This window comes from Paenibacillus sp. N119s (genome assembly GCF_059447605.1).
Genome location: NZ_JCAJRU010000138.1, coordinates 1 through 13,922 on the forward strand (window position 1 = coordinate 1; position 13,922 = coordinate 13,922).

General features: G+C 47.6%; 9 protein-coding genes and 1 pseudogene. 9 read left to right on the forward strand and 1 reads right to left on the reverse strand.

Annotated elements, in window-relative coordinates; genetic code table 11:
• From nikC to AC5V8P_RS15975, 4 genes are all read left to right on the forward strand, one after another.
• Positions 1–826, forward strand: an 826-nt coding sequence (gene nikC, locus AC5V8P_RS15960) for a nickel transporter permease (protein ID WP_495473718.1), incomplete at its 5' end; no start/stop codon positions are given.
• A 212-nt stretch (positions 827–1,038) separates the two neighbouring features.
• The gene (locus AC5V8P_RS15965) at positions 1,039–2,454 is read left to right on the forward strand and encodes a deoxyguanosinetriphosphate triphosphohydrolase family protein (RefSeq protein ID WP_064795471.1); all 1,416 of its coding nucleotides are present in this window, start codon (positions 1,039–1,041) and stop codon (positions 2,452–2,454) included.
• Positions 2,455–2,525: 71 nt separating this feature from the next.
• Positions 2,526–3,470 carry an MsnO8 family LLM class oxidoreductase gene (locus tag AC5V8P_RS15970; protein WP_064795470.1) on the forward strand — a complete coding sequence of 315 codons (945 nt, stop codon included), beginning with the start codon at positions 2,526–2,528 and terminating at the stop codon, positions 3,468–3,470.
• Between the two features lie 42 nt (positions 3,471–3,512).
• On the forward strand, positions 3,513–4,478 hold the full coding sequence (locus tag AC5V8P_RS15975; RefSeq protein WP_064795469.1) for a methyltransferase domain-containing protein: 966 nt from the start codon (positions 3,513–3,515) through the stop codon (positions 4,476–4,478).
• A 4-nt stretch (positions 4,479–4,482) separates the two neighbouring features.
• Here AC5V8P_RS15975 and AC5V8P_RS15980 read toward each other — a convergent pair whose 3' ends face one another.
• Positions 4,483–5,439, reverse strand: a complete 957-nt coding sequence (locus AC5V8P_RS15980) for a D-2-hydroxyacid dehydrogenase (RefSeq protein ID WP_064795468.1) — start codon at positions 5,437–5,439, stop codon at positions 4,483–4,485.
• A gap of 226 nt (positions 5,440–5,665) precedes the next feature.
• On the opposite strand from AC5V8P_RS15980, the gene thpR reads away from it, so the two are divergent.
• The 5 genes and pseudogenes from thpR to AC5V8P_RS16005 all read left to right on the forward strand — a co-directional run.
• Positions 5,666–6,232, forward strand: coding sequence for an RNA 2',3'-cyclic phosphodiesterase (thpR, locus tag AC5V8P_RS15985; RefSeq protein WP_064795467.1), 567 nt, complete (start codon positions 5,666–5,668; stop codon positions 6,230–6,232).
• Positions 6,233–6,343: 111 nt separating this feature from the next.
• Positions 6,344–7,156 carry a cell wall hydrolase gene (locus AC5V8P_RS15990; protein WP_063207694.1) on the forward strand — a complete coding sequence of 271 codons (813 nt, stop codon included), beginning with the start codon at positions 6,344–6,346 and terminating at the stop codon, positions 7,154–7,156.
• Positions 7,157–7,322: 166 nt separating this feature from the next.
• Positions 7,323–8,006 (forward strand): metal-dependent hydrolase, encoded by a 684-nt coding sequence (locus AC5V8P_RS15995; protein WP_063207697.1) that lies wholly within the window; start codon positions 7,323–7,325, stop codon positions 8,004–8,006.
• 462 nt (positions 8,007–8,468) lie between these two features.
• Positions 8,469–13,067, forward strand: a complete 4,599-nt coding sequence (gene gltB / locus AC5V8P_RS16000; RefSeq protein WP_064795466.1) for a glutamate synthase large subunit — start codon at positions 8,469–8,471, stop codon at positions 13,065–13,067.
• Positions 13,068–13,391: 324 nt separating this feature from the next.
• Positions 13,392–13,922 (forward strand): annotated as a pseudogene (locus AC5V8P_RS16005) (two-component sensor histidine kinase); the annotation flags it as partial.

Sequence of the window (13,922 nt, forward strand, 5' to 3'; positions counted from 1 at the left end):
AGATGCGTGGAGAGCTTTTCGCCACAACAAGATGGCATTAGTTGGTCTGAGCATTATTATCTTCTTTGTCATCATTGCTTTGATCGCGCCCTGGATTGCTCCTTTTGACTATAAAGAGCAAAATTTGGTGAGCCGCTTGCAGCCTCCTTCCGCAGAGCATTGGTTCGGTACCGATGATCTGGGTCGAGATTTATTAACCCGTACGCTGTATGGGGCCAGAATCTCGTTATGGGTCGGCTTTTTGTCCGTTATTGGTTCGATGATTGTAGGAACTGCTCTGGGATTGATCGCGGGCTTTTACGGAAAATGGGCTGATATGATCATCTCGCGCCTATTCGATATCTTGCTGGCGTTTCCGGGCATTTTGCTGGCAATTGCTATTGTGGCGATTCTCGGGCCGTCGTTGGAAAATGCATTATACGCTATTGCCATTGTCAATGTGCCTACGTATGGACGTTTGGTTCGCTCCAAGGTGCTGAGTGTTAAAATGGAGGAGTATATAACTTCTGCGCGGGCGCTCGGGGCTAATAATCGGCGCATCATACTCCGTTATATTTTGCCTAATAGCCTGACACCGATCATCGTACAGGGAACATTGGGAATTGGAACGGCCATCATTGAAGCAGCCGCGCTCGGATTTCTCGGTTTGGGTGCACAACCTCCTGAGCCTGAGTGGGGCAAAATGTTATCCGATTCGCGGCAATATATCCAAAATGCACCGTGGACGGTTATTTTTCCAGGTGTATCCATTATGCTAACTGTTTTGGGCTTTAATCTGATGGGGGATGGCCTGCGGGATGTTTTGGACCCGAAAGCAAAGCATTAGAACTTGGTTTCGTTTTCTGAGGTGTTCCCTGGCCTGAATATGCGGCTGGAGGGACACCTCTTTATTATGAAATTTCTTGATGTTTCGGTAAAACCATCCGTTTGTGCAATGGCGCCAAAAATAACTTTTCATTGTTGAAAGTCATGTGAACTTTCCTGAGGCGTGAAAAAAATGTATAATCACTCCAATTGATTACGTAGGGAGTGGGCTTTATGACATGGCAAAACAAGAGAGAACATCGGCAATTTGCGGAGCAGACACGAAGCGACGCTTCACGGGCGGCATATGAACGGGATTATTCCCGATTGATCCATTCACCGACTTTCCGTCGGTTGCAGGGTAAATCACAAGTATTTGGCGCAGGCACAGGCGACTATTATCGCACACGGCTGACACATTCTTTGGAGGTAGCGCAAATTGCGCGTGAGGCAGCACGAAGCTTGCTGCGCCGTCATCCAGAGGTAGAGTTGGAACAGGCGGATAATGCAGGACTGATCATTGACCCTGAGGTGGTGGAGTGTGCGTCGATCGCACATGACTTTGGACATCCACCGTTCGGGCACAAGGGAGAAGAGGTACTGGACGGGATTTTGGATCAACTGATTGAGACAAAGGTAGAAAAGATATCCGCAGCTGGCGGCTTTACGCCAGAGTCCAAGCGTGGACTTGAGGCCTATGCGCGTGAGCGACAAATTTATGAGCATTTTGAAGGGAATGCGCACAATTTTCGGCTGATAATGTTTTTGGAGAAGCGTGAAAATGTGGATGGTTTGAATTTGTCGGACGCGGTGTTGCTCGGAATCAACAAATACCCGTATCCAGGAATTCTGAATAAAAAAGGGTTGTACCTGCATGAGTGGGAATATATACGTTCGATCCGTGAGGATTGGGGCATCCCTGACGGTAAAAAAACGCTGGAGGCCCAGCTCATGGACCTGTGCGACGATATTGCTTATTCCGCGCATGATCTGGAGGATGGGATTAAGGCAGGGAAAATTGAAGTGCACGAACATTTCTTATATGATCCATACTTAATTCGTCTGATTACGGAGAAGATCACTACGCTGGAGGATAGCTTCTGGCAAGGCTGGCAACTGACTGAGATTGAACAGAAGGTAGCGGCAGTGCTAAGCGAATTTTTGAAGGTGTGGAATGGCAAGATGCCGATATGCGAACACGACTATTCTCGCACCCGCCGTGAGGTGAAGGCATACTGGGTCAGTCTGTTTGTCAGTAGTTTAGGTGTAATTGATGATGGAAATTGGAAGAAGGTAACCTTTGTACGGGATGGAAGCGAGGATTTGGATATGCTGCGCACGGTGAGTGTGTTAAAAAGCTTCGCTTGGGTCACCATGATCCGCGATCTGCGCGTGCAGCGTCTGCAAAAACGCAGTGAATGGATGCTCAGACGGTTATGGCTGGCTTTCCTGGACCCTGAAACATCCAAGTCTATTATTCCAACCGATTGGCTCCAGCGCTATGAGCGCGACCAAGCCAAGGCAAAACCGATTTGGACATGGGAGCATATGGTCATTGATTATATTGCAGGCATGACCGATGCGTTTGCTGAAAAAATTTATAATGAGTTATATGGTCTGAAGGTGGGTTCCATTTATGACCTGGACTAACACTTTTATTTAACCCTATATAGTAGAAGAAACTCGTTTAGAACGGATATAAGGGAGGGGGGAAGGCGTATATGCAACCTCAATCTTTAGCTATTAACTCGTTGAATCTTGGTGTACTTGATATGGTACCGCTGCTGCCCGGCACTCGCCCGGAGCAAGCGGTTCAATGGGCAGCGGAGTTGGCGAGACAGGCGGAAGCGTGGGGATATACACGCTACTGGACCTCCGAGCATCATGATATGGAGGGGCTGGCTTCCTCTAGTCCAGAAGTGCTGTTGTCTCATATCGGGGCGGTGACGACAACAATCCGACTGGGTGCGGGAGCTATATTGCTTCCGCATTATAGTCCAGTCAAGGTCGTCGAATGGTTTCATCTGCTGGCCGCTCTATATCCGGGCAGAGTCGAATTGGGTCTGGGGAGAGCCCCTGGCGGGGGACCCCATGCTTCGATGGCTCTAAGTGGCAATTTTCTTCAACATGTGACCGAGCTGCCACAGAAGATGGAAGCTCTATTGGCTTTATTGGAAGGCACATATGAATATGAGCAGACCCCTGTGATTGCCCGTCCGATGCCAGATCAGCCGCCAGCACTGTGGATGCTGGGTACCAACCGAAAAAGTGCCGAATATGCTGCAAGGTATTCAATAGGCTATGTATTTGGCCAATTTATGAGTGAACAGCAAACGGAAGAAGTGCTAAGCATTTACCGCTCCCACTTTCAGCCATCCACCCGGATGGACAAGCCGCGTACTATGGTTGCTGTAGGAGCAGTATGTGCTTTGACGGATGAGTTGGCGCAGCAATGGGCTGCTCACATTTCATTAGGCGATCCGGCGGTACGGGCCAGTTGGCTGGTAGGAACACCGGCGGTTATTGCTGATCGGTTGCGTAGTTTACAGGTCAAATATGATAATAATGAGTTTCTACTGGTCACACCCATTCCCGACTATGAGCAGCGGCTTCTTTCCTACCGACTCATAGCGGAGGCGATGAATTCCAGCCTGGAATCCAAATGAAATGATGAAAAGAGATTCTAACATGAATAAACACGAAACGAAATGAGTGAAATGAAATCAAGCTACATTTATACCTATGCGTGTCATGAAACCGAGCGTGAGCTGTGCCTTTTGGAACTAAAATGCTTATTTGGTCAGGAGCCCATGCATAGTTCCTTGGTGTTATCCCATCTTCGACTGGAGCCAGGGATTAGCCCGTTTATCCATCTTCGTCTGGATGTCATCATCAATGCGGACACACTGGAAGAACTATGTGAAGCGGCTTCGATGTTACAGCTTGAGCAAGGAAAGACTTTTAAGGTGCTGTGCCTTAAAGAAGGGGACAATGAGGCCGACTATGATGAACGACGCGGGATAGAACGCCGGATTGGCGCATGTATTCAGGGGCAGGCGCAAATGAAGACACCGGATGTCACCCTAGGAGTCATACGGGTAGGAGAACGATGGCTAATGGGCATGTGCGAGTATAGTGACAGATCGTGGCAAGAACGTCGTCAGAAGCCGCAAAATTATTCTACTGGACTACCCGTTTTGGTAGCTAGAGCACTTGTAAATTTGGCAGCAACGGATCTAACTGCCTCTAAGGGAAAATCAAGGCCCTTAAAAATGCTGGACCCATGTTGTGGTATGGGCAATGTAATGATTGAGGCATTGAGTATGGGCAAGAATATTCGCGGCTGTGATATCAATCCATTGGCAGTACGTGGGGCACGAGTAAATTTACGTCATTTTGGATATGAAGAGGATCTGGTGAAGCTCGGAGATATGAATATGCTCACAGATACTTACGATGCAGCTATATTGGATATGCCCTATAACCTGTGTTCCGTGCTCCCTGCCGACGAACAAAAAAGGATGCTGCGCAGTCTGAGACGTCTGGCCGCGCGGGCAGTGATCGTGAGCACGGAGCCGATGGCAACATTGCTATCTGAGTCAGGCTGGACCGTTACGGAGCAATGCCGTATCCATAAGACAGGTATGAGTCGGGAAATCTGGATCTGTGAGTAGGTTGTTAATACTGAGTTTTGTAGTTAACCAAATTCAGCGGCAACTTTTGACCCGTAGCATAGGCTTTTAAATTAGTAAGAAAAATGTCCACCGCTCGTTCAGTATATCGGTCTGTATCCCCTGCAATATGCGGTGTAATTAGTACATGCTCCAGGCTCCATAGTGGATGTGACGCAGGTAGCGGTTCTTCCTCGAATACATCCAGTCCGGCAAAGGCAATATGTTTCTGCTCCAGTGAACGTACCAGGGCATCTGTATGAACAGTCTTGCCGCGACCGACATTAATGAAGAAGGCTCCTTTACGCATAGCTGCAAATGCTTTTTCGTCAAAGAAGTGATGGGTCTCTTCTGTGAATGGCAAGATATTCACCACAATATCCGCAACGCCCAATGCTTCATGCAATTGTTCGTTGGTGTACATGTGTTCTACATGGGGAGCTTCCTTGCCGGAACGGCGAACCCCGATCACACGCATGCCGAAGGCTTCTGCAATCCGGGCGGTTTCACGGCCGATTTCGCCAACGCCTGTAATCAGCAGCGTTTTACCACGTAATTCCGTCAGTTGACCTGCCGGTGGCTGCCATGTTTTCTGACGCTGCAAGAGAGCTGCTTGCTGTAAATAACGGGTATGCGATAGCAGCATGCCAAAGATCTGCTCCGTGATTGGAATCGCATGCACACCGCTCGTATTCGTGAGTGCAATGTCGCGCTTTTCCAGTTCGGTAAGTGGCAGCTTATCAATCCCAGCCGACCAGGTTTGTATCCATTTCAGTTTGCTGTCTGGATGTAATGCCTCCTCGGCAATATGCTTGGACCAGCCTAAAATAACCTCGGCCTCACGGATTTGTTCAGACTCCAATTCCTGGGCTTTGCCAATAATCAGCTCGTAGCTTGGAGCCGCTGCACGAACCTGTTTTTTTTGATCTTCCGTCAGTTGATGTAAACTTAAAATGCTTCCCATGATTCATTGCCTCCTCGATGTTTGAATTCTTTGGAGTTTCCAATATATTCTGGCGAACCATCCCTTCAAGGATAACAGATTGCCGGAAAATTTGCATAAGAAGGGTAGAAACAAGCTTGTGGTGTCATTATATATAACAACAAGTGGCTTACCCTGATTAGGGACCAATCAAACAGCCATTTTTTGGAATATCCATGGGATATTCATAAGAAAGGAGAAACGGTTGATGAAAAATGAATCGCAAAGACTTTTTACAGCGATAGCTTTGCCGAACGAGCACAAGAAGAAGTTACATCATTGGGTGGAGCAGGATTTGAATCATTTGTCTTTTCGCAAATGGAGTGACTTCAGAGATTACCACGTGACCCTACAGTTTCTGGGTGATGTGGCGACCTCGGTTATTCCACAACTTGAGCAGGCCCTAGCTCATGCTGCGGCTGAGCATCGTCCGTTCACGCTCGGCATAGGTGAGGCAGGCTTTTTTGGACGTGAACAATTTCCGCGTGTACTGTGGAGAGGAGTAGCCGGGCAGCGAGAGCCGCTAGGTCAGCTATACCAGTCCATACTTCGGGCTACCGAACCGCTGGGTTTTAAACCCGAACAAAGGCCGTATCGACCCCATATCACCGTAGCGCGTTCGTATACAGGAGAAGAGCCCGTTTCAGCGTCAGTGTGGCAGTCAAATGGCCGAAGCGGCGAGTCTTGGGTAGTGGGGGAATTTGTGTTATATGCAACACGAATGGGGCAAAAACCGATGTACCAAATAATTCAAACATTCCCATTAATGAGGTGAAACCCTTGATCTATCAGCGAATTTAGTGATATAGTGTTTCAGCGTTATTCAAAAAGCGCATTTTGGGTTACATATCAGAGGAATGTGCTTAAAGTTAACGGGAGGAACATTATGGAAATTATTAAAGAACATCGTTGGTTTGCACCTCTTTTGAGTGTGCTGCTTGTTTGTATATTGGGGATAGGCCTCTACGCTGAGGTTCAGCAAACACAGAATAATCATAAAAATGCACCTATGAAATCTCTGAGTTGGTCAGGAAACACTTCAGTTCCTACATATGGCGACAGGATGGGGACCCGTAACGGGTCAAACAGGACAAGCCCCATCTTTGTCGCTGCTCATGGGCAGCCAAGCTGGAAAGAAATCATGCCGACTCCGTTACCCGCTTCCCAGATGAAGCAGGTGGAACAAGCTCGGAATAACGCTGTTACAGGCAAGAAAAAGCCTGAGGTCCAGCATAGCAAGTCCGCAATCCTAACCCCTCCTACAACCATCTACTTTACGAAGACAAAAATGCTCACTCAGAACGACAAGGCGTTGTCTACCTGGAGCTATCCTGTCTCCGCTAAAGAACTGCTCCTGCTGCAAAAAATAGTAATGGCAGAAGCAGAAGGCGAACCGTACGAAGGCAAAGTGGCAGTTGCCAACGTTGTCTTAAACCGGCTGCGGTCAGCCTCATTTCCCGATACGATTCAGGCAGTGATTTATCAAAAAGCGCAATTTAGTCCGGTTGCGAACGGGCGTCTTCGTCGTGTTCAGCCTAATCAGGACAGCATCCGTGCAGTTACAGCTGCTTTGAATGGCCATAAAGCCGTGCCTGATAACACCTGTTTTTTCCTTTCGCTTACGTTGGCCCAGGACCTTACGGTTCATCATTCGCGTACCAAGGTAAAAACAATCGGTCATCATACCTTTTATAAATGAGTATTTTGCATAAATCCCAAAAGCGACAAATAACAGCCCTTTCTAAACAACGGGTTCAGCTTCGTGAACGTATTTTGTGTGTGCGTGAAGCTGGCATGCAAAATAGGTATACTAGGTAAAGGAAGGTAATCTTAATCATGAAAGTGACAAAGGAGGCGTAAATGTTATGAAAATCACATATTATGGACATTCAGTTGTTTTGGTGGAGGCAGAGGGAAAACGGATTATTATCGATCCTTTTTTGACAGGTAATCCTAAAGCAACCGTACAGGCCGAAGATATTCAGGTCGATGCAGTGTTGTTGACACACGGTCATGCCGATCATTTTGGGGATGCAGTTGATATTGCCAAGCGCAATGATTGCCCTGTGATTGCGGTGGCGGAACTGGCTGAATATTGTTCATCTCTGGGGACCAAAGCTCACGGTATGAACCTGGGGGGCGGTCACCAATTTGACGGTTTTCATGTGAAATTTACGCTGGCGTTCCACAGCTCCTCTTTGACAGTGAATGGACAGACGATCTATATGGGAGAGCCAGCAGGGATTTTGTTGACCATGGGAGGCAAAACATTTTTCCATGCAGGGGATACTGGCTTGTTTGGCGATATGCGTCTTATTGGGGAAACCAACTCCATCGATGCCGCAGTATTGCCAATCGGTGATGGTTATACAATGGGACCGGAGGATGCCTTATTGGCAGCGAAATGGCTACGGGCAAGCCGCGTGATACCGGTGCATTACAATACTTTCCCCGGTATAGAGCAGGATGGAGATGGCTTCTGTGACCGTCTTCATAAAGAAGGTATTGAAGGGAAAGCATTGAAGCCAGGCGAAAGTCTCGAATTTTAATACGAATTCTCAATTTGCAGGCATGCACTTGATGAATCGCAGGTTCATCAAGTCTCCTTATGTCAGCCTTTTCTGTTCCCTGGAGGGATAGAAAAGGCTGATTTTTTAATGAATATTTATACATAAAAATGATATATTTTTGCATTGGTACGTTGAAGCTGTAATGTAAAAGATTTATTATCACAACCATAAAAACTTTGAATTGCTAACACAATAGGTCAATGATAAAATGATAGAACTAATTAGATTCATCAGTGGAATCGACGTGTTTTTCAAGTCAAGCCATTGCATAATTATTGAAAAACATGCGTATCGGCGGACCGTACCGCCTTGAATACGTCTTATGTTTTTGTCCCCCATTCCTCGTAGTTGTTCTTTGCTTTACCTCTTGTTGCCACTGTCTTCTATTCGGCCGCCTGTATTTCAGGCCAGCATGACTTTATAACAGAAAGGTTGCGTTCCATGAGACAGACAGGTTTACCACCCAAACAGGGACTATATGATCCCCAATTCGAAAAAGATGCCTGCGGCATGGGCTTTGTTGCCCACATCAAGGGAAAACCATCGCACGATATTGTAAGTCAGGCTTTGACCATGCTCGTAAATATGGAGCATCGGGGCGGTCAGGGAAGTGAACCAAACTCCGGTGACGGAGCAGGGATCATGATTCAGGTTCCTCATCTGTTTTTTCAAGAGGAAGCGGAGCGATTGGGCTTCAAATTGCCAAAGTCCGGACATTACGGCGTGGGTATGCTTTTTGTATCCAATGATCCAAAAGTTCGTGAGATGCATGAGCAGAAGCTTAGAGACATCATTATGGACGAAGGTCAAAACTGTTTGGGTTTCCGCGATGTACCTACCTATGACGAAATGCTGGGTAAATCGGCCAAAGCAGCCAAACCTGGCGTGCGTCAGGTGTTCATCGGCCGCAGTAGCGATTTGAAGGAAGAACTGGACTTTGAACGGAAACTGTATGTCATTCGTAAACGTGCAGAGCTTGCTATTCGCTATAACCAAGAGGATCAGAATGGTGAGTCGTTCTATATTCCAAGTTTGTCCTGTCGCAAGGTTGTATACAAAGGAATGCTGACAACGGAGCAGGTAGGGAAATTTTATTTGGATTTGCAGGATGAGCGGGTGACATCGGCGATCGCGCTGGTCCATTCCCGTTTTAGCACGAATACGTTCCCGAGCTGGGATCGTGCGCATCCTTATCGTTTTATGATTCACAACGGTGAAATTAATACCATGCGCGGCAACGTAAACTGGATGCATGCACGTCAGGCACAATTTGAAAGCGAAGCGTTTGGCAGCGACATCAAGAAGGTTAAACCAGTCATCAACCCAGACGGCTCGGATACAGCCATGTTTGATAATACGCTGGAGTTTCTGTATTTGAGCGGACGTTCGCTTCCTCATGTAGCCATGATGATGGTGCCTGAGCCGTGGAACAAGCATGAAACTATGGACCCGAAAAAGCGGGCATTTTATGAATATCACAGCACTTTGATGGAGCCGTGGGACGGACCTGCTGCGATGGCGTTTACAGACGGTATCCAAATCGGGGCCATTCTCGACCGTAACGGTCTGCGTCCTGCACGCTACTATGTGACCAAGGATGATCTGATTGCACTGTCATCTGAGGCGGGCGTATTGGATATTGCACCTGAAAATGTGCTTTATAAGGATCGTCTCCGTCCAGGACGTATGCTGCTGGTGGATACCCAAGAAGGTCGCATCGTTTCCGATGAAGAGTTAAAGGAACGTATCGCATCTGAAGAGCCTTATCAGCAGTGGCTGGATGAGCATTTGATTGATCTGGATGATCTGCCTGAAGCACTGGAGCAGCCAGAGCCAAAACATGAAAATGTAAATCAGTTGCAACTCGCATTTGGTTATACGTTTGAGGAACTGCGCAAACTTCTGGAGCCAATGGCACTTACGGGTGCGGAACCGATTGGCTCAATGGGGTACGATGCTCCACTGGCGGTATTATCTGACCGTCCGCAACGTTTGTACAATTACTTTAAACAAATGTTTGCTCAGGTTACCAACCCGCCAATTGATGCCATTCGTGAAGAGATCGTGACGTCTACTGCAACGACGATTGGACCAGAGCGCAATTTGTTGCACCCAGAGCCAGAAAGCTGTCGTCAAATTCGGTTGGATTCGCCGGTGTTGTCGAATGAAGAGTTTGCCAAAATTCGTCACGTACACCGTCCAGGCTTCAAATCAATGACCATTCCGATCTTCTTTGAAGCTAAGAAAGGTGCTGAGGGCTTAACCCAAGCACTGGAAGGACTGTTTGAGGCAGCCGACCGTGTCATTGACAAAGGTCATAATATTCTGATTTTGTCTGACCGTGGAGTGGATGCGGAAAATGCAGCCATTCCGGCGTTGCTGGCTGTTTCCAGCCTGCATCACCATCTGATTAAGCAGGGTACACGCACACGTGTGAGCATTTTGCTGGAATCTGGTGAGCCAAGGGATATTCACCATTATGCGGTGCTGCTGGGCTACGGTGTGAGTGCAGTTAATCCGTATCTGGCATTTGAAACGCTGGATGTCATGATTCAACAGGGCTTGCTGCGCGGCATCTCGCACGAGAAGGCAGTTAAAAATTATATTAAAGCGGCCACCAAGGGTGTCGTTAAAATATTGTCCAAAATGGGAATTTCCACGATTCAATCCTACCGTGGAGCGCAAATTTTCGAGGCTGTAGGTCTGAAACAGGATTTTGTTGACCGCTATTTCACCTGGACCCCTTCCCGTATCGGCGGTATTGGTCTGGAGGAAGTGACAATGGAAGCATTGGCCCACCATAACCGTGCTTTCACGGATAAGGACGGCAACGACAAGGTGCTTGATTCGGGCGGTGAATACCAATGGCGTAACGATGGAGAAGAGCATTTGTTTAACCCGCAAACAGTGCATTTGCTCCAGCAGGCGGTACGCTCGGGAGACTACGAGCTTTACAAGAAGTACGCCAAGCTGGTACAGGGTGAATCTGAACAGTATTTGACGATTCGCTCCATGCTTCAATTGAAGCCTGCTGGTGGGCCTGTGCCACTAAATGAAGTGGAATCTGCTGCATCGATTATGCGCCGCTTTAAAACGGGGGCTATGTCTTTCGGCTCGATTAGCCAGGAAGCGCATGAAGATTTGGCGATTGCGATGAATCGAATCGGCGGCAAGAGCAACACGGGCGAGGGCGGGGAGAACCCTGAGCGTTTCATCCCGGATGCTAATGGTGATTCACGCCGCAGTTCGATCAAGCAGGTGGCCTCTGGCCGATTTGGTGTAACGTCGAACTACCTGGTGAATGCCGACGAAATTCAGATCAAAATGGCGCAAGGCGCGAAGCCGGGCGAAGGTGGTCAACTGCCAGGACGCAAGGTGTATCCTTGGGTCGCCGAGGTACGCGGTTCAACGCCGGGGGTAGGCCTGATTTCGCCACCGCCGCATCATGATATTTATTCTATCGAGGATTTGGCAGAGCTCATCTACGATCTCAAAAACGCCAATCCACGTGCTGACATTAACGTAAAGCTGGTATCAGAGGTAGGCGTAGGCACCATTGCTACAGGGGTAGCCAAAGGCCGTGCTGACATTATTCTGGTCAGCGGTTATGACGGTGGTACAGGCGCTTCTCCGCAAGGCTCCATCCGCCATGCGGGTATGCCTTGGGAGCTGGGGCTGGCTGAGACGCATCAGACGCTCATGCTGAACAACCTGCGCGACCGCGTAGTATTGGAGACAGACGGTAAAATGCTGTCCGGACGCGATCTGGTCGTAGCTGCCCTGTTGGGTGCGGAAGAATACGGCTTTTCCACAGCGCCGCTCGTGGCGTTGGGCTGTATTATGATGCGGGTATGCCAAATGGATACCTGTCCGGTTGGTGTGGCTACGCAAAATCCGGAGCTGCGCAAAAATTATATGGGTGACCCTGCCCATGTGGTGAATTTTATGCGCTTCATCGCAGAAGATGTCCGTGAAATTATGGCAGAGCTGGGATTCCGTACGATTCAGGAAATGATTGGCCGTACGGATTGCCTGGATACTGTGAATGCTGATTCACACTGGAAGAAGAAAGGCGTAGATTTGAGCTTGCTGCTGCATGTTCCTGAGCTGGAAGACGGAAGTGTACGTTACCGTGTCCAGCGCCAAAACCACGGACTGGAAGAAACACTCGATATGCTGAAGCTGGTACCGATGGCTGCGGAAGCACTGGAGAGCGGAACGCCTGTTGAGGGGACCTTACCTATTACCAACGTAAATCGTGCAGTAGGTACGATTCTGGGCAGCGAGGTCACACGTAAATATGGGGCGGCAGGTCTGCCTGAGGATACGATTCGCTTTAACTTTATTGGATCGGCAGGTCAAAGCTTCGGGGCCTTTATTCCGAAAGGCATCACGCTGAGCGTGGAAGGCGATAGCAATGACTATGTTGGTAAAGGCCTATCTGGCGGTAAAGTTATTGTAAAGAAATCTCCCAAAGCGACCTTTAAGGCAGAAGAGAACATTATTATCGGAAATACAGCCTTGTATGGAGCGACCAGCGGTGAAGCTTACATTAACGGAATCGCAGGCGAGCGCTTTGCCGTTCGTAACTCCGGCGCACGTATTGTTGTTGAGGGCGTTGGTGATCACGGCTGCGAATACATGACGGGCGGACGTGTAGCTGTACTGGGTGGAACCGGACGGAACTTTGGAGCCGGGATGTCCGGAGGTATTGCATACGTCTATGATCCAGAGGGGACGTTCCTAAGCCGTTGTAATCTGGAAATGGTGTTGCTGGAAGATGTGGAAGACCCTGCGGAAGCAGCGGAATTGCGCGGCATGATTCAGCGCCATGTTACTTACACAGGTAGTGAAGCAGGTCAACGTATTTTGGATGAATGGCAGACTGCGATTCAGCAATTTGTACGGGTGATTCCAAAGGATTACAAGCGCATGGTTGAACAGATCCAAAAAGAAGAGGCGACCGGTTTGAGCGGAGATGAAGCTCTACTGGCGGCATTTGAAGCCAATATGCGTGAATTGGCGCGTACCGGGGGCTAAAAGTAGACCGCTAAATTCACTAAAAAGGACTTGTTGAATACCGCTGTTATAGTCACGGCGGTACCAGCAAGTCCCTTTTTCAGGTTGATCAAAAAAATGTGATTTATTACCTTGACAAACGTCATAAATTCTGACATTACCCCCAAAATGTTTTCCTGAAACGGTAAATATGTTATAAAAAGTACCAATTTTTTTTGGAATGTAACCGTTTACGTAAGAGTTTATGTCTTGTTATTTATTTTTGGATTGGTTATGATTTTTTAGAGTACACAAACAAACCTAATATGCCCATCGTCCCTTCAAAACACAGAATAGGGTGACAGGATGAAGTTGAAGAAGTCAGCAGAAGACAAAATGATTTTTTTATACCGTTATGTATCTTTATCTTTAACATCACTTGTTTTTCTGTTCGAAACATCTAGATTAATGGTATGGCAAAAGCTATTACTAATTGTTTTTCTATTTTTATCCGTTACAGCCTTTACTTGGATTTACCGTAAATACAGACTTCATGATATGGTATTGAAATGTAGTATTGCACTAGAAACGGCAGGGATTATTTTGCTGCTGTTCCCGACCGGAGGGATCAATAGCCCGTTTAAATGGTATGTGATTACTCCCATGTTGGTAGCTTGTGCTCATCTATCTATGAGATACAGCTGGACGCTCCTACTTTCTTATATCGGTTTGGTGCTCACATTTTGTTATATCTTTTTTACACCAGGTCAATATTTTTTGTGGGATCTTATATTGCAGAACATTAATTTGTTTCTGGTATTGATCGTAACCACGATGGCAATGCAGGTTATTCGCGTCATGAAGGACGAACTGAAGGTGGCTAAAGATCAAGCCAAT